The organism is Allobosea sp. (assembly GCF_048595345.1).
Classification (GTDB): Bacteria; Pseudomonadota; Alphaproteobacteria; order Rhizobiales; family Beijerinckiaceae; genus Allobosea.
In genome coordinates, this window is record NZ_JBMDWH010000173.1 from 43,842 (window position 1) to 67,770 (window position 23,929).

Here is a 23,929-nt window from a genome sequence, read left to right on the forward strand (position 1 = left end):
ACGGGCATCCGCCATGGGTCAGGCCTCCGTCACGCCGCCGCCCGTTCGTGGATCCAGCTGCGCAGCACCGCGACGGAATCCGCCGGGTTCTGCGCCACGAGCGCGCCGATCTTCTCGACCGACTGCGCCTTGAGCTGGCCCTTGATCTGAGCGATCGCGAGCATTTTTTCCGAGGGCATCTCGTAATCGGCCGCCGAGACCTCCGAAGCGGCGCTGCGGGGGAGCATGGCCGGATCGCCTGTGCCTTCCGGCACCGCGACGGCGCCGGTGCGCATGAAGCTCGGAATCGGGCGAACGGCGACACTGTTGTCGGCCGCCAGGATCTGCTTCAGCAGCGGGCGCACCACCGTCATGAGCACGATCAGGGTCAGCAGCGAGATCACGGCCAGCTCGGCGAAGCGGACGATATCCTCCCGTGTGAAGGACATCAGCTGCTGCACCAGGCTCTGCTCGACCAGATCCTGCGGTGCGGCCGGCGCCTCCGCGAAGCGCAGATTGACGACCTCGACCTTGTCGCCCCGGCCCTGGTCGAAGCCGACGGCGGTGCGCACGAGTTCGCCGATCCGGTCGAGATCCTCGTTGCTGCGCGGCTGATACGTCGCCTCGCCATTGGCGCCGCGGGTGTAGACGCCATCGACCAGCACCGCGACCGACAGCTTCCTGACGCGGCCGCCCTCCTGCATCTCGGTGCGGATCGTCTTGGAGATCTCGTAATTCGCGACCTCCTCGTTCTTCTGCGAGTTTTCGCGCTGGCTCTGCGCGCCTTGCGTCTGCTGGGCGCCGGGCAGTTCGTTGCCGACGGTGACGGTGCCGTTGCCGCCATCGCTGGTGGTCGAGGCTTCCGTGCGGTTCTGGCTGGAGCGCAGCACGCGGCTTTCGGGATCGAAGCTTTCCGAGCGGCTCTCCACCCGGTTGGTGTCGAGCGCCGCCGAGACCTGCACCCGCGCCCGGCCATAGCCGACGACGCTGGCCACGATATCCTCGACCTGCGACTTCAGCCGCTTCTCGATCGCCGTCTGCCGTTCCTCGACGCCGAGCCCGGCGAGGCCGCCATCGCTCTGCGCGCCATCGGCGAGCAGCCGGCCGCGCTCGTCGACGATCGAGACCCGCTCCGGCTTGAGCCCGTCGACCGCCGAGGCCACGAGATGACGCACCGCGCGCACCTGCGCGGCATCGAGCTCGCCGGCGAGCTTGAGCGCGATCGAGGCCCGCGGCGGCTCGCGGTCGCGCTCGAACAGGCGCCGCTCGGGAATGACGAGATGCACCCGCGCCGCCTGAACACGGCCGATCGAGCGGATGGTGCGGGAGAGCTCCCCTTCCAGGGCCCGCAGATGATTGATGTTCTGGACGAAGCTCGTCGAGGAGAAGGCATCGCCCTTGTCGAAGATCTCGTAGCCCACGCCGCCGCCGGCCGGGATGCCCTTGCCCGCGAGGTCCATGCGCAGGCGGGCGACGTCGGTCTTCGGAACGAGGATGGTCTGCCCGTCGCCGCGAAGCTCGTATTTGATGCCGCGTGTATCGAGGTCCTTGACGATGGCGCTGACGTCCTGACTCGACAGGTCGGCGAACAGCACGGTCAAGGCCGGCTGCGACATGCGCATCATCACGAAGGCGAAGAAGCCCACGAGCACGAGCGTGACAGCCAGCATGGCTGCCAGCCGCGCCGCGCCGAACCTCGCAAACTGCTCGAGAACCGCGTTCACGCCGCCATCCGTTCCACAAGACCGTGGCCACCGCGCGCCTGGCGCGATCCACTAGGCAAGTTTTTCCCGGTGCATGGTTAGCGGTCGGTTAATTTTTCCGGCCGCGGCGTTAACTTTCCTGTTCGAGGGTCGGTTCAGACGCGAAAGGCGCCGGTCCCGAGGAACCGGCGCCTGCCAAAAAATCCGCCTGCAGAAGCCGGATTACTGCCGGTAATGCTGGATGCGGGTGGTGCGCAGGCCGGCGAGGCCGTGCTGGTCGATGGACATCTGCCAGCTGAGGAACTCGTCCACGGTCAGGGTGTAACGCTGGCAGGCTTCTTCCAGGCTGAGCAGGCCGCCGCGCACGGCGGCGACGACCTCGGCCTTGCGCCGGATGACCCAACGCCTGGTGTTCATCGGGGGCAGGTCCGCGATCGTCAGCGGACTGCCGTCCGGCCCGATCACGTACTTTACCCGCGGTCGCATTGGCTCGGTCATGATACTCTCACACAACTCAACAGAGCTACTGGAGGGGAGCGTATCCATGCGGTTTTAAGATTTGCCTAAAGCGATGGATCGTGATCGCGCAGAGTGATTCGCGGGCCTCACTGGCTGCGCACCACGCTCTTGACCTTGTCGATCGCCACGCCGATCGAACCGATCTTGAGGGTCGGGACGGAGCTGGTGAAGTCCACGCCGTCCACCGTGCCGCTGATCTGCGTCTTCACCGTCAGCGCATCGCCGGCCAGGCTCTTGCCGTCTACGGTGATCGTATAGGCCCCGGCCGGCGCCTGCGTCCCGACCGAGGTCGTGCCGTCCCAGCTCAGCGACTGGTCGCCCGCGGTGAGGCTGCGCGTCATCGTCTGCACGACGTTGCCATTGGCGTCCTTGATCGTCACGGTCGCCTGGCCGCCGGCGGAGGAATTGACCTTCCAGGCCGCCTTGCCATCCGTCAGCTGAGCCGTCGCGCCATCGGCCGTGATCGTCGAGCCGATGAAGCCGACCGCGTTGGTCGCCGTGCCGGCCGCGTTCAGGCTCAGCAGCGAGCTCAACGTGTCGTTGGTCTTCAGCTGCTGTTCCACCCCGGCGAACTGCACCAGCTGCTGGGTGAACTGGTTGGTGTCCATCGGATCGAGCGGGGACTGGTTCTTCAGCTGCGTCGTCAGCAGGGTGAGGAACTGATCGAAATTATTGGCGATACCGGTCGCGCTGCTGGACGTGCCGGACTTCGCCGTACTGCTGGCACTGCTGCCGGAGGCTGTTCCCGAGGAGGACGTGCCGCCGCTGGTGACGATGGACATGGGGCGATCCTCCTCAGATGCTCAGATCGACGCCGCCGAGGCGCATGATCCGGCGTTGGGGCTGCGCGGCGGTCGCCGCAATGGTTCCGACATCGTCCACTTCGTCACCGGCGCGGCCGCGGCGCTGGCGCTGCGGGGCCTCGTCCTGCGGGCGCTGCTGGCGGAAGGCCTGGCCGCTATCGTCGCGCAGGCTGATATCGACGCCGCTATCGGAGGGCTTCAGGCCCGCCTGCTCGAAGGCGCGCTCGAGCGTGCGTGCATCGCGCTGGAGCAGATGGAGGGTCTCGACGCGGTCGACCACGAGCTTGGCATGGACCTCGCCCTTGTCGGAGATCGAGAGATTGACGTCGATCCGACCGAGCTCCGCCGGATCGAGCCGGATGTCGAAGCGCTTGGCGCCGGCCAGCGCGCGCATGCCGATCTCGATCGGCACGACATGCAGCGGCGTCGGCGCGCCCGCCCCGGCCTGCGCCTGCTGCAACTGAGCGGCCGCCGCCGCAGGATCCTGAACGGCGGGAGCGGCCTGCGGATGCCCTTGCGCCTTGCCTGCCGCATGGGCCGTCAGCCCGGAGAGATCGATCGGCGCGAGGATCTGCTGAAGCGTCTCCGACCGCGCCGCCGCTTCGGCGGCCGGCTGCGGTGTGGCAGAGGTGGCGGCCGGATCGGCTGGCGCCGTAACCTTCCCATCCGCCGGGACCTTGCCGTCGGCCGAGGCCTTGCCCTCCGCCGAGACCTTGCCGCCCAGCGCGGCCTCGATAACCGCAGCAGCATTTGCGCCGGTGGTGGCCTGACCGCCATCGCCTGGACCGGCCCCGGCATTGCCGCCGATCGGTGCAGCCACGGCATTGGCCGGGCCGGCGGCGCCGGATGCGGGCTGGCCCTTGGCCGCGACCGCCGCGGTGGCCGATGCGTTCGGCTGCGAGGCCGGCGCCGCAGCGGGCGTCGTGGCGGCTGCGGTCATCAGCGCGAGCAGGCCGGCATCGCCAGGAGCGAGCTGCGCCTGCTGCGTCACGCCGGCGGACGCTTCGGCTGCGGCTTCCGTCTCCTCGCCCGACTTCTTCTTGCCGGGCGTCAGAAGGGTGCTTTCAGCCTCCTGAGCCACCGCGGCCATGGCCGGGTTCGTCACGGCCTTGGCCGGATCGGCGGCGGGACTCGCAGGGGCCGGTGTCTGGGCGGCCTGCGTCTCGGCCGCCTGATCCTGCGCGGCGACGATCAGGCTCGCCAGAGTGCCGATATCGTTGATCGGGAGAGCGGCCTTGCCATTGGCGGCGTCGGGCTGCCGCACGACCGCAGCGGCCGGCTTCGCTTCGGTCCCCTCGGCGGGAGCGGGCTTGGCGGTCGCAGAGTCGCCGGCGTTCGCGGCCTGGGACGGCGCCTTGCCATCCTCCGCCTTATGGTCGTGACGCGGCGGGGCATCAGGTTTCGCGGCCGGATCGGCAGCGCGGCGGGGGCTGTCCTGTGCGGGTGCGGGCTTGTCGTCCCGCCGCTCGGGCAGGGTGAATTCCGCCGACCCGTCCCTGGCATCCGAGGCGCGGGGGCGCTGCGGAGCCGGCTCCGGCAGAACAGGGGGCGAGAAAACGGGATCGATGGCCATGGTCGGGTCCGTATGGCGGCGCATGAGCCGCCCACCGCCCGCGCAGCAAGACGCAAGCCAGAGGCGACATCGTTTGATATCAGTAACTTGGACGCAACAGCGCCCTGCGCTCCGCGGCAGGAAGCGCCCTCATCCGACCCGCCCCCGGCAGGATTTGCCGATCATGCTGGCAGCTTCGCGCCAAAGCCGGTATAGAAGCGGCCTTCGGCGCCCTTCGAGCCCGCACTGTCCTTAAACCCGCTTTTCGGATGACGACCATTCTCAATTCCCTCGACATCGCCAAGCCGCCGGCGGCCACGCGCGTCGTCGCGGCGATGTCGGGCGGCGTCGATTCCTCCGTGGTGGCCGCGCTGCTGAAGCGCGAGGGCTACGACGTGATCGGGGTCACCCTGCAGCTTTACGATCACGGGGCGGCGGTCCACCGGGCCGGCGCCTGCTGCGCGGGGCAGGACATCCACGACGCCCGCCGGGTCGCGGAGACCATCGGCATCCCGCATTATGTCCTCGACTACGAAAGCCGCTTCCGCGACGCGGTGATCGAGCGCTTCGCCGAGAGCTATCTGGCCGGCGAGACGCCGATTCCCTGCGTCGAGTGCAATCGCACCGTGAAGTTCCGCGACCTGCTGGACCTCGCCCGGGAGCTGGGCGCCGATGCGCTCGCCACAGGCCACTACGTGCTCAGCCGCGATCTCGGCAGCGGGCATCGCGGGCTGTTCCGCGCCGCGGACGCCAACCGCGACCAGAGCTACTTCCTCTATGCGACGACGCAGGAGCAGCTCGATCTGCTGCGTTTCCCGCTCGGGCATATCGACAAGGCGCGGACCCGCGCTCTGGCGGCCGAACTCGGCCTCGCCATCGCCGACAAGCCCGACAGCCAGGATATCTGCTTCGTGCCGAACGGCCGCTATGCCGACGTCATCGAGCGGCTGAAGCCCGGCGCGTCCCGCCCTGGCGAGATCGTGCATCTCGACGGCCGGGTGCTGGGCCGGCACGAGGGCGTGCTTCACTACACGGTGGGCCAGCGCAAGGGCCTTGGCATCAGCTCCGGCGAACCGCTCTATGTGCTGCGGCTGGATGCCGATGGCGCGCGGGTGATCGTGGGCCCGCGCGAAGCGCTCAGCATCCGGGAAATCCGGCTGCGCGACATCAACTGGCTCGGCGAGACCGGGCTGGACCGGCTGCCGCCCGAGGGGCTCGAGGTCGCCGTACGCGTGCGCTCCACCCGCCCGCCCCGCCCCGCCCGCCTGCTGCGCGACCCCGAAGGCCTGCGCATCGAGCTCGCGGCCGACGAGGAAGGTGTTTCGCCCGGACAGGCCTGCGTGATCTATGCCGATGCCGGTCCGGGCGCGCGCGTCCTCGGCGGCGGCACCATCCTGCGCCGTCCTGCGGAACCTGCCGGGGCGCCCGCCTCCCCTGTCGCCCTCGCCCTGTCCTGACGGCGACCTGCTGCGCCTTGCCCTGAAGCGGATCTGCCGATGCCGGTGACCTATGACCTCGATGGCCAGAAGCGCGTCTACGCGACCTGGGCGAAGTTCTACGACCGCATCTATCAGCGCATGCTGGCCCGCCCGCAGCGGGAGGCCGTCGCTGCCGCTTGCGCCTGCGGACCGGACATCCTCGAAATCGGCGTCGGCACTGGGCTGACACTGCCCTATTTCGACCCCGCCAGCCGCGTCGTCGGCGCCGATCTCTCGCTCGACATGCTGCGCGTCGCGCAGCGCAAGGTCACGGCGCAGAACCTCGCCCATGTTCGCGGCCTGACCGTGATGGATGCCTGTCGCCTCGGCTTCTCTTCCGAGCGCTTCGACGCCGTGACGGCGCAGTTCGTCATCACCCTCGTCCCCCAGCCCGAGCAGGCGCTGGCGGAGATGGACCGAGTGCTGAAGCCGGGTGGCGAGATCGTCATCTCCAGCCGGCTGGTCGACGATGGCGGGTTGCTCGCGCCGTTCTGGGCAGCCGTGGCGCCGCTGGCCAAGGCCGTGGGCTGGAGCAGCGACTTCAAGGTCAGCCGCCTGACGAACTGGGCCTCGGCGACCGGCCGCTACGAGACGGTCCATGTCGGTCGGGGCTATTTCAAGGTCGTGCGGCTGCGCAAGCTCGCCTCGCTCGCATCCTGAGCCGGGAATATTCGCAAGCCGAGGCTTGACGAGCCCGGCGGGCCCCGCCTATACCGCGCCCCTGTGACGGGCGCCCTCGGCGTGCGGCGCATGTGGCGGGGTAGCTCAGCTGGTTAGAGCAGCGGAATCATAATCCGCGTGTCGGGGGTTCGAGTCCCTCCCTCGCTACCACATTCTCTCTCCTTCGATCGTGTTCGGTTCCCGGCGGCTCTCGGGCTGCAAGGCGTTCGATTGGCGCCAGCCGAGTCGCTCCGCAACCCTCACCTTCACGCGCAGCCCGGATATCGCAGCCCGCTGAACCGTTGGGCCTCGGGGGCCGTATCCAGTGGCATCCGCTTCTGGAGGTCGTCATGCGCTTCGCCGCGAGCTACATCGCCTTTCTCATCGCCTTCGGCATCTGCGATGCCCTTTGGCTCGGCACGATGACCGCAAGGCTGTATCGGCCGGCGCTGGGCGATCTCATCGTCGAGCCGATCCGCTATGTGCCGGCGGCCATCTTCTATTTCGGCTTCCCGCTGGGCGTGCTGCATTTCGCGGTGATGCCGGCCCTGCGCAGCGGCGTCGGCAGCGAGGCCCTGATCAACGGCGCGCTGATCGGCATGCTCGCCTATGCCACCTACGACCTCACCAACTATGCCACGCTGCGCCCCTGGACCTTGACGATCACCATGGCGGATATCGTCTACGGCACCGTCGCCGTCGGCCTTTGCAGCTGGATTTCATACGAGGTGGTGCGCCGCGGCTCGGCGATGGGTTGGTTCTGAGCGTCCTCCTTCGACCTCGTCCATGATAAAAACCCCGGATGCCGTCGGCCATCCGGGGTTTTTTACAGGAGAAGGCCAGCGCCTGGGTTCTGCATCGGCATGGCCGAACGCTGTCGCGAGAAGGAGCGCGGCAGCTAGCGCGCTGCTCCGGTCAGACCGGCTTCAGCCGATAGTGGTTCACGCCCCAGGAGGCGCCGCCCGCATGGCCGAACAGGCCGCTCGTCGCCAGGAAGAACAGGCGCCAGCGGCGCCGCCAGAGAGAAGCGTCGTCGCCGTAGACCGAGCGCAGGATCGGCTCGATCTCAGGCAGGTTCCGGTCGTAGTTTTCGAGCCAGTGCTCGGCCGTGAGGCGGTAGTGCTCGCCGCTCCAGCGCCAGTCCTGCTCCACCGTGAACAGATCCGGGAACTGATGGGCCAGCGCGGCGCTCGGCATGATGCCGCCGGTGAAGAAATGCTGCGCGATCCAGTCCCCCGTATCGGCGACGTCGAAACGATAGCAGCCGGTCGCATGGGTGAAGACATGCAGGAACAGGCGGCCCTCGGGCTTCAGCCAGCCGCGCACGCGCTCGAGCAACGACCGCCAGTTCGCCATGTGCTCGAACATCTCCACCGAGACGACCCGGTCGAATTGCTCCTGCGTCGCAAAGTCATTCATGTCGGCGGTGACGACGGTGAGATTGGTCAGGCCGCGCTCGCGCGCCTGTTCCTCGATGAAAGCGCGCTGCGAAGCCGAGTTGGACACCGAGACGATCCGCCCCTGCGGGTAATGCTGAGCCATCCACAGCGACAGAGAGCCCCAGCCGCAGCCCAGTTCGAGGATCATCTGGCCGTCGGCGAGCCCGGCATGCTCGGCGGTCAGCGCCAGTGCGGTTTCCTCGGCCGTGGCGAGGCTGTCGGCGGGCGAGTTGTAGTAGCAGCAGGAATATTTGCGGCGCGGCCCCAGCACCTTCTCGAAGAACGCGGCCGGCACCTCGTAATGCTGCGCATTGGCGGCGTCGGTATGCATCGCGATCGGGAAGGACGCCATGTCTCGCGCGAAGCCGGCGGTGTCGATCGGCGCGCGGGCGAGGTCGCGATCGGTGCGCCCGACCAGCGAGCCGATCACCATGCGGCTCACCGCATCCGGCACCGGCAAGGCCTCGCCCCAGTTCGACAGCTTCTGCATGATCGTCATGGCGCGTTTCCTTTGGGCGGCAGGGGGATGAGCGGGCTGGTCCGGCGCTGATAGGCGCGATAGGCCTCGCCATGCTTGGAAACCATGTGTTCCTCGAGCGGTGGGATGCCCGAAATCCGTGCGAGGAGCAGCGTGATGCAGGCCGGCGCCAGCCAGGCGAGCCAGCCCCAGGCGAAGCCGGGACTCGTCGCGATCACGGCATAGGCGGTCCACAGCACGCATTCGAAGAAGTAATTGGGATGGCGCGACCAGGCCCACAGGCCGCGGTCGCAGACGCTCTTCGCGCCCGAGCGCGCGAAGGCGCGCAACTGCGAATCCGCTACGCCGCCGCCGATGATTCCGGCGGCGAAAACCGCCAGCCCAAGCCAGTCCTGCCAATCGCCGAAGGGCGCCGGACGATGCGCTGCGAGGATCACGCCCAGCGCCAAGGGCACGCTGGCGACCGCCTGGATCTGGAGCAACCCGGCGATCTTCCGGCCGGCCTGATCGCCCCAGTCGCGCTTCATCTTCGCATAGCGCGGATCGTCGCCGATGCCGCGGGTGCGCCCGGCGATATGCAGCCCGAGCCGGAGCGCCCAGGCGACGATCAGCGCGCCGACGACGAGCCGCCTGCTCAGCGGCCCGTCACCGAAGGGCAGCAGCACGCCGCACAACCCGGTGAAACCGAGGCCGAACGTCCAGACCACGTCGATCCAGCCCGAATTGCCGGTTCGCCGCTCGATGAGCGTGGCGCCGGCCATGATCGCCGCCATCGCCAGCCATAAGCACAGAAGCGCCAGGCCGAGCGAGGCGGCCGTCAAAATCGCACCAGCGGCTGCAGCATCCGCCCGAACCAGCCCTGCAGCAGCACATCGCCCGTCAGCGCCACGATGCAGATGCAGCCCTCGACCGGATCGACGCGGGGGGTGTGCTCGTGCTCGGCATCGGCCTCGTCGAAATCGCCGGCGCCGAAGCGGCCGAACTCGTGCTCATAAGCACCGGACAGGATGGTGGTCCATTCGAAGCCGGTATGTTTGTGGTTCGGCAAGGCGACACCCGGGCCGGCCTTCAGCATGAAGACGCGCGCCTGCGAGCCGGGCACTTCGACCCGCCGCATGGCGAGGCGCAGGCCGATCTTCCGCCAGGGGCCGAGTTCATAAGGCGCAAGCACCTGCGGCATGCCCGGCTCATGCGCGACGGGGACACGCCGGGCCGGCATGGCGGGCATCCGTGCGAGCGCCTCGGCCGCGGTCAGCTCCATTTCTTCAGGCTCCACCGCATCGAGCAGGGAGCCGTGGACGGACTGGAAATCGCGGGCGCGCGCCCGGCTGGAGCGGTCGATTTCGAGGTGGCTCGCGACGACCAGGGCCAAACCATCATCCAAACGGCCGGCGGCGAAGGCGGCCAGCGTCTCGTCGGAAGGGCGATGGGTGACGCTCATCGCAGATCCTCCAGCCGCGAGCGCAGATGCGCCAGCGCCAGCCGCAGCCGCGACTTGACCGTGCCGAGCGGAATCGACAAACGACTAGCCACCTCCTGATGGCTGAACCCTTCGAGGAAGGCGAGTTCGACGACGCGATACTGTTCTTTGGAAAGCCCGGTCATGGCCGCCCTCACCCGCGCCTCGCGCTGGGCGCCGGAAAGGGTCTCGTCGGGTTGCTCTGGGGATTCTTCATCGAGGATCTCATAGACTTGCGAAAGCCGCGAGCGTGCCTCGCGACGGGCGATATCGATCCGCTGGTTGCGCGCGATCGTGGCGATCCAGGTCGAGGCACTGGCCTTGCCCGGGTCGAACAATGCGGCTTTGCGCCAGACCGAGAACAACGTCTCCTGCGCGATTTCCTCGGCGAGCTCCGCCGAGGCGCCGCCGCGCATGAGCAACCCCTTCACGCGCGGAGCGAAATGGTCGAACAGCTGCGCAAAAGCGTCCCGGTCGGCCGAGCGCGCAATGGCGGCGATCAGAGCGTTGGGGTCGAACAAGGCGACGAACCGGTAGCGCTGCGTGGCGGCCCGCGCCGCACGCATCTCCGAGAAGGGTATGACGAGCGCCGAGGCCATATCAACATACGGCCCCGTTGCGAAGGCGGTTCACTGCCGGGTGAGGATCGGGCGCGGTCGTCATCAGTCGACCGCCTTCCAGCCGACGTCCCGGCACAGCAGCTTGGCGAGAATGCAGCCGCGCGTGGTCAATTCGCCCTTTCCCACCTTGACCGTCATCGAATAGGTGGAGTCGCGTTTGGCGTCATAGGCAGTGCCGGAAAAGCTGCCGTCCGGCTGCTGCGACAGGTCCATCACCAGCTTGTCGCCGGGAGCCTCGCCCTTGCTGGTGTCGCCGATCCACAGATTGGTTGCGCAGATCTTGTCGCCGCAGGGGGCTATGCGGACCCGGGCGTTTCCGTCATCGCGCATCCAGGTGCCGTCCAGAGCCTGCGGGGAGGCGAAGGCGGCGCTCGGTAGAATGAGCATTGCGGCAAGCAGGAAGCGTTTCATGTCCTGTCCTTTCCGTAGCGTTGCCGACATCTACGCGGCGCCCCCGCATCCGGTTCACGCATCGCGCGGCGATTTCGCGCGCTCTCGGGCGAAGACCCAGCCGATCAGCGCTGTAAGCGAGGCGGCGCTCAGGAGATTGAGCCGCTGGAAGGCGGCATATTCGTCAGCCGTGTAGTGATGCAGCGGCTCGATAAACTGTTCGATTGGCGCGAGCAGGATCGCGAAGCACAGCGCCGCGAAGCCGAGCGCCAGGCCCCGCCGTTCCGGCATGAACAGCAGCATCGACAGGATCAGGCACGGGAACAGAAACACAGCGACGCCGGAGGCCGCGCCGAAGGCGGCGATGCAGAGCAGCGTATTGCCGATGCCTGCCGCCAGCATCACGCCGCGCCCCAGAAGCGCGCTGCGGCGGGCGAGCAGCGGCGCGGCCAGAAAGAGGGGCGTCGAGAGAAAGGTGAGGAAGGATGGCCAGATGACGGGCGAAACCGCCCAGCGCAGATAGAGCGGATAGAAGGGCTGGTTAGAGAGAATGACCAGCGCCACCGTATTGGCGAGAGCGGTTCGCCCATCCGGGTGCGAGCTCAAGCGGCCGATCGCCCCGGCCATCTTCGTCCATGCACTTGCCAGCATCACTGCCATCTCCTCACCCGGCTCATACGGATGCGGCGGCCGCGCAGGTCACCTGGAGGGGACGATGAGGCGGGGGAAAGCGGGCGATCGGGCAGATCCAATCCAGACCTGCCCGCGTATAGGTTCCTGAAAGACCAGTTTAGGTCCGGGAGTGACGATGCAGCGGAATGGACAACAGCGCAGGCGCGTCGCGGTGATCGGTGCCGGTGTCGCTGGGCTCTCCTCGGCCTGGCTGCTGGCGAAGGCCCATGACGTCGTCCTGTTCGAATCCGAGCCGAGGCTCGGCGGCCACGCCCACACGGTGCGCGTGCCGGACGGAAAGGGCGGGGAAACGCCCGTCGATACCGGCTTCATCGTCTACAACGAGAAGACCTATCCGAACTTCGTCGCGTTGCTCGCCCATCTCGGCGTCGCCACCTGCGCGACCGAGATGTCCTTCGCCGTCTCGCTGGACGGCGGCGCGCTCGAATACAGCGGCACCAGCCTGTCCGGGCTGTTTGCGCAGCGGCGCAATCTGGCGAGCCCGCGCTTCTGGTCGATGCTCCAGGATATCGTGCGCTTCTATCGCAGTGCGACACAGGACGCGCAAACGGGATTGAGCGCGGGCACGACGCTCGGCGACTACCTCGCCGCCGGCGGTTACGGCGCTGCCTTCCGCGACGACCATCTGCTGCCGATGGCGGCGGCGATCTGGTCTGCGCCCTGCGCCGAGATGCTGGCCTATCCGGCCGAGGCCTTCCTGCGTTTTCACCACAATCACGGCCTGCTGCAGCTGACAGATAGACCGGTATGGCGCACCGTGTCGGGCGGCAGCATCGGCTATGTCGACAAGCTGGCGCTCGACTTTGCCGGGGAGATCCGCCTGTCGGCGCCCGTCCGTGAAGTGCGGCGGCTGGCGACGGGCGTCACGGTCGCCGGCGAGGGCTGGAGCGAGAGCTTCGACGATGTCGTCTTCGCCACCCATGCCGACCGGACGCTGGCGATGCTGGCCGATGCCGACCCGCTGGAGCAGCGGGCGCTCGGCGCCTTCCGCTACAGCGTGAACCGTGCGGTGCTGCATAGCGATGCCGCCCTGATGCCTCGGCGCCGCCGGGCCTGGGCGAGCTGGAACCATCTCGGCGACCGCAGCCGGCCGCATGACGCTTGCGCCGTCACCTACTGGATGAACCTGTTGCAGGGCCTGCCGGCCGATAACCCGCTCTTAGTCACGCTCAACCCGCCGGAGAGCCTTCGGCAGGAGACGATCCTGCGTGAAGACGTCTACGAGCACCCGGTCTTCGATCGCGCCGCGCTCAGTGCCCAGCAGAGCTTGTGGGATCTTCAGGGCACGCGCCGCAGCTGGTTCTGCGGCGCCTATTTCGGCTCCGGTTTCCATGAGGACGGCCTGCAATCAGGCCTGGCCGTCGCCGAGGAGCTCGGCGGCGTGCGCCGGCCCTGGCAGGTGGCAGAGGAATCGGGCCGCATCCCGCGCAAGACCCTGCGCGAGCTGGCGGCATGAGCCTTCGTTCGGCCCTCTATGTCGGCCGCGTGCGGCATCACCGCTTCCGGCCCAAACCCCACGCGCTGGCCTACCGCGTCTTCTGGATGCTGCTCGATCTCGACGAGATCGACACGCTGGCCGCCCGCAACCGCTTCTTTTCACGCAACCGCTTCAATCTCTACTGCTTCCGCGATGCCGATTACGGCGACCGCAGCGGCAGGCCGCTGCGCGGGCAGGTGGAAGAAGCACTGGCCAAGGCCGGTATCGATTGGGATGGTGGCCCGCTGCGGTTGCTGACGATGCCGCGGATCCTCGGCTATGCCTTCAACCCGCTCAGCACCTGGTTCTGCTATGGGCGGGACGGCGCTCTGCGCGCGACGATCTACGAGGTCCACAACACCTTCGGCGAGATCCACAGCTATGTCGCGCCGGCCGGGGGCGAGCCGAATCTGGTCCGGCAGGAAGCCGAGAAGCGCTTCCACGTCTCGCCCTTCATGGGGCTGTCGATGCGCTACGCCTTCCGGGTCGAGCCTCCGGCGGAGAGGATGGCGATCTCGATCGACGGCCATGACGGCGAAGGCCGGCTCATCTCCGCCACGATGAGCGGCACCCGCCGGCCGATCGACGACCGCACCTTGCTTCGCCTGCTGGCGAGCCACCCGCTGCTGACGCTGAAGGTGACGGCGGCTATCCACTGGCATGCGCTGCGGCTGCTCGCCAAGCGCATCCCCTGGTGGAACCACCCGGCGCCCCCCGAGACGCCCTTCAGCCCCGCCCATCTCGTGACGTCCCCGGCGAAAGGATCGCTGCAGCCATGACCTGGCGTGAAAACGACCATGCGAGCGCCCATGACGCCGCCCTCTCTCTGCCCGAAGGCCTTGGCCTCTCCGCCTGGTTCCTGCGCCGTCTCCTCGCCCGCATCGCCGTCGGCCGGCTCAGCATCGTGACGCCGCAGGGCGAGAGGCTTTCCAGCGGGCCGGCCGCGCCCGGGCCGCATGCGGTGATCGTGCTGCATCGCTGGCGCGCCATGCGTCGCCTGATCCTCGATGGCGATATCGGCCTCGCCGAGGCCTATCGCGACGGGGATTTCAGCACGCCGGACCTGACCGCCCTCATCGAACTCGGCGCCCGCAACGATGCGACCGTGCGCGACCTCGTCTCCGGAACCTGGCTCGCCAGAGTTTTCAACCGGCTGCGCCATCGGCGGAACGCCAACAGCCGCGCCGGCAGCCGCCGCAACATTACGGCGCATTACGACCTCGGCAATGCGTTCTACGGCCACTGGCTCGACCCGAGCATGACCTATTCCGCCGCGCTCTATGAGTCTCCGGCCGAGAGCCTGGAACGCGCACAGGAACGTAAGCTCGACCGCATCGTCGCCATGCTCGATCTGAAGGGCGGCGAGCATGTGCTGGAGATCGGCTGTGGCTGGGGCGCGCTGGCCGAGCGCCTGGCCCGCGCCGGCTGCCGCGTGACGGCCATCACCCTCTCGCCATCGCAGCTCGCTTTCGCGCAGGAGCGGATCGACCGTGCAGGCCTGGCCGACCGCGTAGAGCTGCGCCTTCAGGACTATCGCGACGTCACCGGCCGGTTCGACCGGGTCGTTTCGATCGAGATGATCGAAGCGGTGGGCCGGGCCTATTGGCCGTCCTATTTCGCCACGATCGCGCGCTCCCTGCAGCCGGGCGGCTCGGCCGTGCTTCAGGCCATCACCATCGATCCGGCCCTGTTCGAATCCTATCAGAGCGGCACCGACTTCATTCAGCGCTTCATCTTCCCGGGCGGCTGCCTGCCATCTTTAGAGGCGATCGCGGCATCGGCACGGTCCCAGGGGATGGCGACGGGCGAGCGGCTGGATTTCGGGGAAGGCTATGCGCTGACGCTCAAGGAATGGCGCCACCGCTTCCTTCAGCAATGGCCGCAAATCGCCAAGCTCGGCTTCGACGAACCGTTCCGGCGCATCTGGGAATTCTATCTCTGCTATTGCGAGGCCGGCTTCCGGGCCAAGACCATCGATGTGAGTCTGGTCACGCTGAAGACCTGATCTTTCTGTCCTCGCTCGTCCAAGGCGCCGATGGCGCCTGACGGTGCTGAGGGTCGCTGCGGCCGATGCGCGTCATGAGCTTGGGAGCCAGAACCGCGCCGGAATCCTCATGGCTCGAGGGAGCTGAATAAGACGAGTGATCAAAAGTCGCAGTTGCAACCAGGAGCGAACCTGTCACATATTCGTAGCAAGGCCTGGGCGGAACAGGTCTGCGACAAGATGGGGGAAACGATGATCGTGTGGATTGGGATCGCTTGGCTGGTCTGCACCGCGATCTTTCTCGAACTCGCCAATCGCGCCCCGGTTTTCGAAACCATTCCCCTGCGTAAACGCAAATCTTGAGCGGCTGACGGAGGCTCACCCGTTCGACGTCGGGATCGCGCCATGGCGCGATCCCCCAAGCAGTCCGGCTTTCGAGCCTCAGGCCGCGGCGAAGGCCTTGCCGACGATCTGCTTCGCCTCGTCCTGAATCCGAGCGAGATGCGCCTCGTCACGGAAGCTCTCCGCATAGATCTTGTAGACCTCCTCGGTGCCCGAAGGGCGGGCCGCGAACCAGCCCTCTTCCGTGACCACCTTCAGCCCGCCGATGGCGGCGTCATTGCCGGGTGCGTTGCTCAGGATCGCGGTGATCGGCTGGCCGGCCAGTTCCCGCGTCTCGATCTGGGCTGGCGTGAGATTCTTCAGCACCGCCTTCTGCGCCGCCGTCGCAGGCGCATCGACGCGGGCGTAGCAGGGCTTGCCCAGTTCGGCCGTCAGCCCGTCATAGAGCACGCCGGGGTCAGAACCGGTCTTCGCCGTGATTTCCGCCGCGAGCAGGCCGAGGATCAGCCCGTCCTTGTCCGTGGTCCAGACGCTGCCATCCTTGCGCAGGAAGGACGCACCGGCGCTTTCTTCGCCCGCAAAGCCGAAATCGCCGGAAATCAGCCCGTCCACGAACCATTTGAACCCGACCGGCACCTCGACCAGCCTGCGGCCGAGCTTGGTTGCCACCCGGTCGATGATCGCGCTCGACACCACCGTCTTGCCGATCGCGGCATCCGCGCGCCAGCCGGGCCGGTTGGCGAAGAGAAAGGCGCTGGCGGCAGCGAGATAATGGTTCGGGTTCATCAGCCCGCTCGAACGGGTGACGATGCCATGGCGGTCGGCATCGGTGTCGTTGGCGAAGGCGACATCGAACCGGTTCCGCATGCCGATCAGGCTCGCCATCGCATAGGGCGAGGAGCAGTCCATGCGGATCTTGCCGTCCCAGTCCGCCGTCATGAAGCCGAAGGTCGGGTCGACCTGCTTGTCCACGATGGTCGCGTTCAGCCGATAGCGGTCGATGATCGGCTGGTAATATTCGAGGCCCGCCCCGCCGAGCGGATCGATGCCGATCTTCACGCCCGCCCCGGAGATCGCCTCCATGTCGAGGATGGTGGCGAGATCGGCGACATAGCCGGTGATGTAGTCGTGCCGCCGCACATGCTCGCTCGCGAGCGCCTTCTCGTAAGGGATGCGGCTGATCCCGGCGAGCTTGTCGAGCAGGAAGGCATTGGCCTTCTTCTCGATCCAGCCGGTGGCGTCGGTATCCGCAGGCCCGCCATGGGGAGGGTTGTATTTCAGCCCGCCATCGGCCGGCGGATTATGCGAGGGCGAGATGACGACGCCGTCGGCGCGGCCGGAGGAGCGGCCACGATTATGCGTCAGGATCGCATGGGAGATCACCGGCGTCGGGGTGAAGCCGAGATTCTCGTCGATGATCGTGGTGACGCCATTGGCGGCGAAGACCTCGAGCACCGTCTCGAAGGCGTTGCGCGAGAGGGCGTGTGTATCGATGCCGAGGAAGAGCGGGCCGTCGGTGCCCTGCTCGCGGCGATAGAGGCAGACCGCCTGGGCGATCGCGAGGATATGCGCCTCGTTGAAGGATCTGGCGAAGGAGGAGCCGCGATGCCCGGAGGTGCCGAAGGCCACCTGCTGGGAGCGCTGGGACGGATCCGGTTGGTCGAAATAGGCGTTCTGCAGCGCCGCGACATCGACGAGCTGAGAGGGGGCCAGCCGCTGTCCGGCATGGGGGCTCACGGTGTCGGTCATGAAGCGTCTCGCGTTGCAGGCCAGCCTGTGTCGCCGCTGTTATAGACGGCAGGCAGGCAAAGTCGCGAGCAAAATAGGCCCTATCGCGGCAAGGGCGCGCTCCGGCAGCGCCAGCCCCTTCAGTCTTCGATCAAGGGCGCGCGCTCAGCCAGTTCCAGGAAGATGGCCGCGCAGCCCAACCAGATAATACCGAGCGAGATGAACACGAGAGAGGCCCCCGAAAGACTGGGCTCTCGATAGCGCGCGCACCTTTTCAGCTTGGTCGAAGCGATCGCTAGGATTTTACCGATATGCGCTTTTTCGCCGGCGCCGATGATCTTCCTCAGCCCATATCGGGCGACGAAGGTTGGCAAAGGGGGGCCGAACGCGCTAGTCCATTGTGCAGTGCAAACGTGACGATCGGCGCTGGGCGTCCACGAGCGTCGTGACATCATCGCATCGGCGCGCGAGGCTGCAGATGCATCGGAGGCGCCATGACGTTCATGACGGCTGGATCGGGTTTTAGCGGGATGGGCGCTCAGTCTTGGTCTTTTGATTTTCCCCCTCCCCGCAACCTTGGTCGCGCGCCGATGCGCCGGCGGGGCGCCCTTGTTCTTTCTGCCTCTCAGCCGCATTCGGAACGCGGCGGCACGAAAACTGCCCCGACCGAAGAGGGCTTCGACAACCGCACCGGAGAATCGTGATCTCATGACGTCCCGTCTCATCACCCCCCTGATCATGGCCGGTGGCGCCGGCACGAGGCTGTGGCCGCTGTCGCGCGATTCCATGCCAAAGCAGTTCATCCCGTTGCTGGACGATGGCCTGTCGACCTTCCAGGCGACGCTGACCCGCGTGCAGGGAGAGGGCTTCGACAAGCCCATCATCGTCACCAACAATGAGTTTCGCTTCGTCGTCGCCGAGCAGATGCGCGCGGTCGGCGTCTCCGGAGACATCGTGCTGGAGCCGGAGCGGCGCGATTCCGCGCCCGCCATCGCCATCGGGGCGTTGCTGGTCGCGCGCCGCGACGAGAAGGGCCTTTGTCTGGCGCTCGCCGCCGACCACGTCATCCCCGATGTCGAGGCTTTCCGCCGCGATTGCCGCAGCGCCGCAGCGCTCGCCGCATCAGGGCCGATCATGACCTTCGGCATCGTCCCAACGGAGCCGGCGACCGGATACGGCTATATCGAGCCCGGCGCGCCGCTGAAGGCCGAAGGCGCCAACGCGGTAGCGCGCTTCGTCGAGAAGCCGAGCGCCGACATCGCTAAAACCTATGTCGAGCAGGGCTTTCTCTGGAACAGCGGCAATTTCATTTTCGCGGCTGACCGCATGTTGGCGGAGCTCGAGACCTTCGTGCCCGAGATGCTGGCGGCAGCCGGTCGCGCGCTGGCCGGCGCGGTGGAGGATCTCGACTTCCTGCGCCTCGACGCCAAGGCTTTCGCCGAGGCGACGAAGGTCTCCATCGACTATGCGGTGATGGAAAAAACCAAATATGCCGGCGTTCTGCGCGCCAGCTTCGGCTGGTCGGATGTCGGAAGCTGGGATTCGCTCCAGGCGATCCGTCCGCAGGATGGGAACGGGAACGTGCTGGAAGGGCCGGTCGTCGCGATCGGCACCAAAGGATCGCTGATCCGCAGCGACGAGGTCCTAACCACTGTGATCGGCCTCGAGGATGCCGTCGTCGTCGCCACACGCGACGCCGTGCTCGTCACCACGAAGGCGCGTGCCGCTGAAGTGAAAGGTCTGGTCGAGCAGCTGAAGAAGGAAGGGCGGCGCGAGGCCACCGAGCATCTGCGGATGTACCGCCCCTGGGGCTGGTACCAGCGCATCGATCTGGGCGGGCGCTTCCAGGTGAAGCGGATCAACGTCAAGCCCGGTGGTCTGCTCAGCCTTCAGAAGCATTTCCACCGTGCCGAGCACTGGGTGGTCGTCTCCGGCACCGCCGAGGTCACGCTCGACGGGACGGTGTCCTATATCCACGAAAACGAGTCGATCTATCTGCCGATCGGCTGCACCCATCGCCTCGCCAATCCGGGCAAGATTCCGCTGGAACTGATCGAGGTGCAGGTCGGCTCTTATACGGGCGAGGATGATATCGTCCGGATCGAGGACATCTATGCCCGCAGCTGACGGCGTGACGCCGATGCCTGGGATCGACCTCGCCGCCTGGTGAGAACGCTGCGGCTGGGCCGGCCGGCGGTTGCCGCCGCCCCGGTGCAGCTGCTTCGATCAGCGCGCCGTCGCAAAGCCTGCCGCAACCGCTTGCAGGCGCTGCTGCCGCTGGCGGCCACGCTCGCCCGCAGCGAGCCAGAAACGCGGATCCTCTTCCGACTGCATCGAGATCCAGTCGAAGGACGTCTTGTCCCAGCGCCGGATCGCGTCGGTCAGATTGTCGAGCACCAGATCCTCCTCGGCCGTGCGCACGACGACGACGAGATGGCCCTGCCCTTCCGGCGTCGCCACCGCAGCCAGCAGGACATGGCTCGAAGGCCAGCCCGCCGCGATCAGCCGGTGGCGCTTGGTGACCGCATAATCGTTGCAGTCGCCCGCCTCCGGCGCGATCGTCCAGCTCGTCAGAAGAGGCTGCGTCGGCTTGCGCATCGGAGTGATGGAGCGGTTGACCTCGCGGTTGATCTCCACCATCCGCGCGAGCATCTCGTCCGTCGGTTCCTGCGATCCGGTGGCGGGCTGGCATTCCGGCGCCTGCTGCATGCAGAACTTGACGAAGGGTAGTGGCGCCAGGGTGTAGCCGTAGGATGCCACCCGGGACGGTTCGTTGCCGACCGGCAAGGGCTCGACCACGGAGGCCGCCCGCGAGGCGCCGGCCGTCAAGAGCAGGGCAAAGGCAGCACCGAGAACTGCGCGTTTCATGGTCGTCCCGATCCGTTGTCGAACCGGTTATGCCAAGGCAGCGCTGAGAGCCGCGTTCAGAAAGCCGCTAAAATTGCAGCGAACCGGGGCGCATCTGCCGCCGAGACAGCGCTGCCTCCGATATTGGTTATCAACTCACATCCGCGCTGGGGTGGGGGCTCGCTCAATTGCTGGGGCTGACGGAAAGCAGCGACACGCTCGATTGGCGGCTGACGCCGCCGACGACACCGAAAAACGAGTTCGGTGTGGCGTTCGATGGAATACCGGTCGCGTCAGCCGTCACCCCGCGGGCCCGCGCGCCGCCAGCGGTGGTTTCTCCGGTCGCCGGAAGTTCGGGGATCGCCTCGGTCGCGACATCGCCGACGATGCTCGTATAGGCATTGACGACCTCGGGCTTGTTGGTGGCCAGCACCGTTTCCTGAATGCGCAGCGCCGTATTCGGCTGCGAGAGCGCGCACATCGCCGCCGCGGTGCCGAGCCCTGCCCCGATCGCGCGCAACTGGTCCGCAGATGCATCATTTGCGAGCGCCGGCACACCACTCAATGTCTCAGGCCGCGTGATGGCGAAGTCCCGGATCGCAGCGGCCAGGCTGCCGCCGATATTCGATGCCTGCCCCAGAAGGGCCGCTGGCTGGTTGAGGAACGCGGCAGCCCGTTCCGCCGTCATGTCCGGCAGAGTGCCGCAGGCGCCGTTACCGACCTGCGCCCTCGCGGTGGACGCGAAAACGACGAGAAAGGCCGCGCTGCAGAGAAGTTGTTTCATCTCGAGCGCCACCCTCACCGAAAATCTGTCGGGTCGGCACCGATTGCGCGAGCCCACATCCGACGATGGAGGCAAACACAATGGCATAACCGGGAATCTGCAACGAAAAATCGACGCAGGAATGCCCGAACCCCAACAGGACGCAACCAAATGTCGCTACCGGGAAGAACCGATCACGACGCCGCTCAAAACAACCTTTTAATAATACGTATACTATGAATAGACAAGTCGCGACGATCAACATGGTTACCGGCAGGCCGGCCTCGGCTGCGATTTCGAGCGGTGTACTATGCGCCCGGTCCCAAAGGCCGCTGCTCCCGAGCTCGGCCGAGCGGAAGCGCGGAAAGACTGCTCCGAAGGCTCCGATCCCCACACCGGTCCAGGGATGCCTTGCGATCATCGCCAGAATATCGGCGTAGGCCGCGGCTCGATGCTCGTCATAAAGCCCGTACACATGGACGCGCGCCACCGCGGCGGCCCCCAGCGTGAGCAGCAGCGCACCGATGCCCGGCAACAGCAGCGCGAGCCGGCCCATCGTGAGGCTCTTCAAATGCCCCATTCCGCTCAGGCTGATAGCGACCACCGGCATGAGCGCCAGCAGCGTCAGGATCACGCCGGCGCGTGAGCCGGTCATTGCCAGAGCCAGAAGGCATGGAACGAGGCCGATCCAGGGCAGAATGCGAAAAAGACCGCTGCCCTCCCCGTTGACCGAAGAGCGGCCGGCGCGTTTCGCCGCATGATCCAGGCCCATCGCGAGGCAGATGACGGCACAGCTGCCCCAATAGGTCGCGGCCGTGTTCCGGTTGACGAACGTCCCGGTCACGGCGTCCAGATAGGCTGTCTTCGCCCGCCAGAGCAGCAGCTCCGGCGTCAGCACATGAGCGGCGATGCCATAGACCGCATAGATTGCTCCCGACACGGCGATGGCCGCGAACAACTGAAGGGCACCCCTGCGCTCGCTGCTCAGCGCGAGCGCCCTGGCGAAAGCGAGGAGCCCGGCGAGCGGCGCGCCCACGATCGCGAACGACACCGAAGCCGACCATGCCGCCTGACCCGTCAGCGGGATGCCGAGCAACGCTTCGGCCTCCGCCCAAATGGGCGCGGCCGGAACAAGCCCTGCCGCCGCGGGCAGATGCTGCAACGCAGCCATTCCGACATAGGCGGCGAAGGCGGCCAGAACCACCCAGAAGCCTTTCAGATGCGTTGCGGTCACGTGGCGCAGATCCGCAGTCAGCAGGCTGAGCGCCAACCCGGCCAGGGCCAGGGCAAGCGGAACCGGAGCTGTCGCTCCGAAGGGCAGCGGCGCCAAGGCGATGACCGCGAGAAACAGAATGCGGGAGCCGCGATGCAGCCAACGCCGCACGGCGCGGTGAAAAGCCCTGTCCTTCCGCATCATGCCCTGCCTCGAGCGAGCGACCGGAGAGAGGGGTCTACGGCCGGCCCGGCGTCATGATGCAAGGGCCGAGCCGTGGATTAGTCGACGCCAAAGCCCGAGGCAAGGCAAGGCCGGGGGGCGGCTCCCGGCTATTTCGCAGATGCGGTAGAATTGCCGCGCCGAGTTGGTGTATCCTCGGCCCGGCAGGCTCCTTGAGGTCGGCCGCAATCTGAAAGATGGACGAGAACGTGGCGCAGTCGGCAGCCAGCGCATTCAAGCGGCAGATTGGCGGGATGCCTGCACGGCCGCAAGCGGAGCGCCCGCTGTCCAGGGCCCTGTGGAGCATCGAAGCCGTCGCGCTTGCGCTCTACTTCATCCGCGACGCTTTCGCCGGCGCCATGCGCTATTATCTGAACGTCATGCGGCTGGATCCGCTGTGGTTCATTCCGGACCTGCTGGCGATCGTGACGATGGGCGTTTTCGTCTATCGCTACTGCCTTCGCGGAAGGAGCATTCTGGCAACGATGCTGGTCTTCTACACCGGCATCGCGCTGATCCTCGGCTATGTCTTCCTTGGAACCTTTGCGGGAATGTCTTCGGCTTTCAAGATGTTCGCGCCGATCTTCGTGGGCTTCTGCTTCTGCCAGCGTAACATCGATGACACACCCTGGCTGATGCCCCTGATCCGTGTCCTTTTTTTCAGTTCGATCTTCGGCGTCGTGGCATCGAAATTCATCAAATTTCCCTGGGTTGGCTTCTCCTACGAGTCGTTCGGCGCGACCCGCGAGGCGGGCCGGCTCTGGTGGTCGCAATCGGAGGTTCGCCTGTCAGGTTTCGCGGCCGACAGCACGATGGCGAGCTTCTTCATTCTGATCACGTTCGTTTTCTGCTCCGCGAGAGCCAAACTCTGGTGGATCTTCGTCTGGGGAGCGGTCGCCATCGCCACGGTGCGGCTCACCACGAACAAGACCGCCCTCGGCGTTCTGTGCATTTACATGCTGGCGCTGCTCTTCGTCAGGTTCCTCCCCGAAATCCAGCGCTTTCGCGCTCTGCGCATGCTGGCGCTGGGCTCCTTCGGCTGCATTCTGATCCCAATTGCACTGATCGTGGTGTTTTCCGGAACCGACGTCACGATGGCGTCGTCCTGGTTCAGCCTGATGGACCGCGTCAACAACAGCTGGCAAAAGCCGTTCATCTATATGGAAAAAATCATGCCTATCGGCTTCATCACAGGATGTGGCCTCGGGTGCTTCAATTATCCTCAGCAGCTATTCTCTCCTGAGACCAGGCAGTATTTTATGCCTGTTGATAATTTCTATATCGGAACCTATTTGATGTTCGGTCCGATTTTCGTCGTATTCATGATATTCGTCATTAAATCACTGCGCGAAACGATCAATATCGATAAGCTCACGATCTGCTTCGTGATGAATATCTATACGGTGACCGTTCTCGCATACGGGCCGGCCAGCGGGTTGCTGATGCTGGGCTTCGCGTTCAGCGAGGTTTTCGCTCCGCCCAAGGGGCGTTATTTCACGGCCGGAACGACAATGCGCCTGCCCACCCGCTCGACCGCTGGGCCGATGTCCCTGAGGCCGGCCGAGTGAGCGCTCAGGGCA

23 protein-coding genes and 1 tRNA gene are annotated in these 23,929 nt (G+C 66.6%); 9 read left to right on the plus strand and 15 right to left on the minus strand.

The genetic code is table 11. The annotated features are described in order from the left end of the window. Positions 1–29 precede the first annotated feature (29 nt). From fliF to ACOJTB_RS15670, 4 genes are all read right to left on the minus strand, one after another. Complete coding sequence (fliF, locus tag ACOJTB_RS15655; RefSeq protein WP_420103450.1) at positions 30–1,703, minus strand: flagellar basal-body MS-ring/collar protein FliF; 1,674 nt, start codon at positions 1,701–1,703, stop codon at positions 30–32. Between the two features lie 201 nt (positions 1,704–1,904). After that, positions 1,905–2,180, minus strand: a complete 276-nt coding sequence (sciP, locus tag ACOJTB_RS15660; protein ID WP_076437672.1) for a CtrA inhibitor SciP — start codon at positions 2,178–2,180, stop codon at positions 1,905–1,907. 107 nt (positions 2,181–2,287) lie between these two features. After that, a complete protein-coding gene (locus ACOJTB_RS15665; protein WP_420103451.1) occupies positions 2,288–2,983 on the minus strand; it encodes a flagellar hook assembly protein FlgD in 696 nt (231 codons plus the stop codon). A gap of 13 nt (positions 2,984–2,996) precedes the next feature. Then, positions 2,997–4,577 carry a flagellar hook-length control protein FliK gene (locus ACOJTB_RS15670; protein WP_420103452.1) on the minus strand — a complete coding sequence of 527 codons (1,581 nt, stop codon included), beginning with the start codon at positions 4,575–4,577 and terminating at the stop codon, positions 2,997–2,999. Positions 4,578–4,825: 248 nt separating this feature from the next. Between ACOJTB_RS15670 and mnmA the strand changes: the two genes are divergently transcribed. The 4 genes from mnmA to ACOJTB_RS15690 all read left to right on the plus strand — a co-directional run bounded on the left by mnmA (position 4,826) and on the right by ACOJTB_RS15690 (position 7,458). Then, on the plus strand, positions 4,826–6,013 hold the full coding sequence (gene mnmA, locus ACOJTB_RS15675) for a tRNA 2-thiouridine(34) synthase MnmA (protein WP_420103453.1): 1,188 nt from the start codon (positions 4,826–4,828) through the stop codon (positions 6,011–6,013). A 39-nt stretch (positions 6,014–6,052) separates the two neighbouring features. Continuing rightward, on the plus strand, positions 6,053–6,694 hold the full coding sequence (locus ACOJTB_RS15680; RefSeq protein WP_420103454.1) for a class I SAM-dependent methyltransferase: 642 nt from the start codon (positions 6,053–6,055) through the stop codon (positions 6,692–6,694). A 94-nt stretch (positions 6,695–6,788) separates the two neighbouring features. Then, positions 6,789–6,865, plus strand: a tRNA-Met gene (locus tag ACOJTB_RS15685). A gap of 179 nt (positions 6,866–7,044) precedes the next feature. Then, positions 7,045–7,458, plus strand: a complete 414-nt coding sequence (locus tag ACOJTB_RS15690; protein WP_420103455.1) for a DUF2177 family protein — start codon at positions 7,045–7,047, stop codon at positions 7,456–7,458. A 151-nt stretch (positions 7,459–7,609) separates the two neighbouring features. Here ACOJTB_RS15690 and ACOJTB_RS15695 read toward each other — a convergent pair whose 3' ends face one another. From ACOJTB_RS15695 to ACOJTB_RS15720, 6 genes are all read right to left on the minus strand, one after another. After that, positions 7,610–8,632 (minus strand): SAM-dependent methyltransferase, encoded by a 1,023-nt coding sequence (locus tag ACOJTB_RS15695; RefSeq protein ID WP_420103456.1) that lies wholly within the window; start codon positions 8,630–8,632, stop codon positions 7,610–7,612. After that, on the minus strand, positions 8,629–9,432 hold the full coding sequence (locus tag ACOJTB_RS15700; RefSeq protein WP_420103457.1) for a DUF1295 domain-containing protein: 804 nt from the start codon (positions 9,430–9,432) through the stop codon (positions 8,629–8,631). The genes ACOJTB_RS15695 and ACOJTB_RS15700 overlap by 4 nt, the downstream gene beginning before the upstream one ends. Further along, entirely contained in the window at positions 9,429–10,052 is a 624-nt protein-coding gene (locus ACOJTB_RS15705) for a ChrR family anti-sigma-E factor (protein WP_420103458.1), read from the minus strand. Before ACOJTB_RS15705 ends, ACOJTB_RS15700 begins: the two co-directional genes overlap by 4 nt. Further along, positions 10,049–10,669 (minus strand): sigma-70 family RNA polymerase sigma factor, encoded by a 621-nt coding sequence (locus ACOJTB_RS15710; protein ID WP_420103459.1) that lies wholly within the window; start codon positions 10,667–10,669, stop codon positions 10,049–10,051. The genes ACOJTB_RS15705 and ACOJTB_RS15710 overlap by 4 nt, the downstream gene beginning before the upstream one ends. A gap of 63 nt (positions 10,670–10,732) precedes the next feature. Beyond that, positions 10,733–11,101, minus strand: a complete 369-nt coding sequence (locus ACOJTB_RS15715) for a DUF2147 domain-containing protein (RefSeq protein WP_420103460.1) — start codon at positions 11,099–11,101, stop codon at positions 10,733–10,735. A 54-nt stretch (positions 11,102–11,155) separates the two neighbouring features. Then, positions 11,156–11,731: a hypothetical protein gene (locus ACOJTB_RS15720; protein WP_420103461.1), complete on the minus strand. Its 576-nt coding sequence runs from the start codon at positions 11,729–11,731 to the stop codon at positions 11,156–11,158. A gap of 157 nt (positions 11,732–11,888) precedes the next feature. Here ACOJTB_RS15720 and ACOJTB_RS15725 point away from each other — a divergent pair, with 157 nt between their 5' ends. Genes ACOJTB_RS15725 through ACOJTB_RS15735 form a run of 3 tightly spaced genes read left to right on the plus strand, consistent with a single transcriptional unit; the run spans position 11,889 to position 15,255 of the window. Beyond that, positions 11,889–13,229 (plus strand): NAD(P)/FAD-dependent oxidoreductase, encoded by a 1,341-nt coding sequence (locus ACOJTB_RS15725; RefSeq protein WP_420103462.1) that lies wholly within the window; start codon positions 11,889–11,891, stop codon positions 13,227–13,229. Continuing rightward, complete coding sequence (locus ACOJTB_RS15730; RefSeq protein ID WP_420103463.1) at positions 13,226–14,029, plus strand: DUF1365 domain-containing protein; 804 nt, start codon at positions 13,226–13,228, stop codon at positions 14,027–14,029. The genes ACOJTB_RS15725 and ACOJTB_RS15730 overlap by 4 nt, the downstream gene beginning before the upstream one ends. After that, the gene (locus ACOJTB_RS15735) at positions 14,026–15,255 is read left to right on the plus strand and encodes a class I SAM-dependent methyltransferase (RefSeq protein ID WP_420103464.1); all 1,230 of its coding nucleotides are present in this window, start codon (positions 14,026–14,028) and stop codon (positions 15,253–15,255) included. Before ACOJTB_RS15730 ends, ACOJTB_RS15735 begins: the two co-directional genes overlap by 4 nt. Before the next feature lie 420 nt (positions 15,256–15,675). Here ACOJTB_RS15735 and pgm read toward each other — a convergent pair whose 3' ends face one another. Beyond that, positions 15,676–17,325 (minus strand): phosphoglucomutase (alpha-D-glucose-1,6-bisphosphate-dependent), encoded by a 1,650-nt coding sequence (gene pgm / locus ACOJTB_RS15740; protein ID WP_420103465.1) that lies wholly within the window; start codon positions 17,323–17,325, stop codon positions 15,676–15,678. Between the two features lie 119 nt (positions 17,326–17,444). After that, positions 17,445–18,014, minus strand: a complete 570-nt coding sequence (locus ACOJTB_RS15745; protein WP_420103466.1) for a hypothetical protein — start codon at positions 18,012–18,014, stop codon at positions 17,445–17,447. Between ACOJTB_RS15745 and ACOJTB_RS15750 the strand changes: the two genes are divergently transcribed. Further along, on the plus strand, positions 18,013–19,431 hold the full coding sequence (locus ACOJTB_RS15750; protein ID WP_420103467.1) for a mannose-1-phosphate guanylyltransferase/mannose-6-phosphate isomerase: 1,419 nt from the start codon (positions 18,013–18,015) through the stop codon (positions 19,429–19,431). The two genes, ACOJTB_RS15745 and ACOJTB_RS15750, sit on opposite strands and share 2 nt — an antisense overlap. 99 nt (positions 19,432–19,530) lie before the next feature. On the opposite strand, the gene ACOJTB_RS15755 is transcribed toward ACOJTB_RS15750, so the two are convergent. The 3 genes from ACOJTB_RS15755 to ACOJTB_RS15765 all read right to left on the minus strand — a co-directional run bounded on the left by ACOJTB_RS15755 (position 19,531) and on the right by ACOJTB_RS15765 (position 22,331). Next, on the minus strand, positions 19,531–20,172 hold the full coding sequence (locus tag ACOJTB_RS15755; protein ID WP_420103468.1) for a transglutaminase-like cysteine peptidase: 642 nt from the start codon (positions 20,170–20,172) through the stop codon (positions 19,531–19,533). 163 nt (positions 20,173–20,335) lie between these two features. Further along, entirely contained in the window at positions 20,336–20,935 is a 600-nt protein-coding gene (locus ACOJTB_RS15760) for a hypothetical protein (RefSeq protein WP_420103469.1), read from the minus strand. Then, the gene (locus ACOJTB_RS15765; RefSeq protein ID WP_420103470.1) at positions 20,865–22,331 is read right to left on the minus strand and encodes an O-antigen ligase family protein; all 1,467 of its coding nucleotides are present in this window, start codon (positions 22,329–22,331) and stop codon (positions 20,865–20,867) included. Before ACOJTB_RS15765 ends, ACOJTB_RS15760 begins: the two co-directional genes overlap by 71 nt. Before the next feature lie 215 nt (positions 22,332–22,546). Between ACOJTB_RS15765 and ACOJTB_RS15770 the strand changes: the two genes are divergently transcribed. Next, entirely contained in the window at positions 22,547–23,917 is a 1,371-nt protein-coding gene (locus ACOJTB_RS15770) for a hypothetical protein (protein ID WP_420103471.1), read from the plus strand. Positions 23,918–23,929: the final 12 nt, after the last annotated feature.

Bases quoted from the DNA above. Each gene is read 5' to 3' on its own strand.
- ACOJTB_RS15755 (WP_420103468.1), bottom strand. From the start codon at position 20,172: ATGAAACGCGCAGTTCTCGGTGCTGCCTTTGCCCTGCTCTTGACGGCC.
- pgm (WP_420103465.1), bottom strand. From the start codon at position 17,325: ATGACCGACACCGTGAGCCCCCATGCCGGACAGCGGCTGGCCCCCTCT.
- ACOJTB_RS15695 (WP_420103456.1), bottom strand. From the start codon at position 8,632: ATGACGATCATGCAGAAGCTGTCGAACTGGGGCGAGGCCTTGCCGGTG.
- ACOJTB_RS15665 (WP_420103451.1), bottom strand. From the start codon at position 2,983: ATGTCCATCGTCACCAGCGGCGGCACGTCCTCCTCGGGAACAGCCTCC.
- ACOJTB_RS15720 (WP_420103461.1), bottom strand. From the start codon at position 11,731: ATGCTGGCAAGTGCATGGACGAAGATGGCCGGGGCGATCGGCCGCTTG.
- ACOJTB_RS15690 (WP_420103455.1), top strand. From the start codon at position 7,045: ATGCGCTTCGCCGCGAGCTACATCGCCTTTCTCATCGCCTTCGGCATC.
- ACOJTB_RS15770 (WP_420103471.1), top strand. From the start codon at position 22,547: ATGGACGAGAACGTGGCGCAGTCGGCAGCCAGCGCATTCAAGCGGCAG.
- ACOJTB_RS15705 (WP_420103458.1), bottom strand. From the start codon at position 10,052: ATGAGCGTCACCCATCGCCCTTCCGACGAGACGCTGGCCGCCTTCGCC.
- ACOJTB_RS15670 (WP_420103452.1), bottom strand. From the start codon at position 4,577: ATGGCCATCGATCCCGTTTTCTCGCCCCCTGTTCTGCCGGAGCCGGCT.
- ACOJTB_RS15745 (WP_420103466.1), bottom strand. From the start codon at position 18,014: ATGAGATCACGATTCTCCGGTGCGGTTGTCGAAGCCCTCTTCGGTCGG.
- mnmA (WP_420103453.1), top strand. From the start codon at position 4,826: ATGACGACCATTCTCAATTCCCTCGACATCGCCAAGCCGCCGGCGGCC.
- ACOJTB_RS15730 (WP_420103463.1), top strand. From the start codon at position 13,226: ATGAGCCTTCGTTCGGCCCTCTATGTCGGCCGCGTGCGGCATCACCGC.
- ACOJTB_RS15735 (WP_420103464.1), top strand. From the start codon at position 14,026: ATGACCTGGCGTGAAAACGACCATGCGAGCGCCCATGACGCCGCCCTC.
- ACOJTB_RS15680 (WP_420103454.1), top strand. From the start codon at position 6,053: ATGCCGGTGACCTATGACCTCGATGGCCAGAAGCGCGTCTACGCGACC.
- ACOJTB_RS15715 (WP_420103460.1), bottom strand. From the start codon at position 11,101: ATGAAACGCTTCCTGCTTGCCGCAATGCTCATTCTACCGAGCGCCGCC.
- ACOJTB_RS15750 (WP_420103467.1), top strand. From the start codon at position 18,013: ATGACGTCCCGTCTCATCACCCCCCTGATCATGGCCGGTGGCGCCGGC.
- sciP (WP_076437672.1), bottom strand. From the start codon at position 2,180: ATGACCGAGCCAATGCGACCGCGGGTAAAGTACGTGATCGGGCCGGAC.
- ACOJTB_RS15710 (WP_420103459.1), bottom strand. From the start codon at position 10,669: ATGGCCTCGGCGCTCGTCATACCCTTCTCGGAGATGCGTGCGGCGCGG.
- ACOJTB_RS15725 (WP_420103462.1), top strand. From the start codon at position 11,889: ATGCAGCGGAATGGACAACAGCGCAGGCGCGTCGCGGTGATCGGTGCC.
- ACOJTB_RS15765 (WP_420103470.1), bottom strand. From the start codon at position 22,331: ATGATGCGGAAGGACAGGGCTTTTCACCGCGCCGTGCGGCGTTGGCTG.
- ACOJTB_RS15760 (WP_420103469.1), bottom strand. From the start codon at position 20,935: ATGAAACAACTTCTCTGCAGCGCGGCCTTTCTCGTCGTTTTCGCGTCC.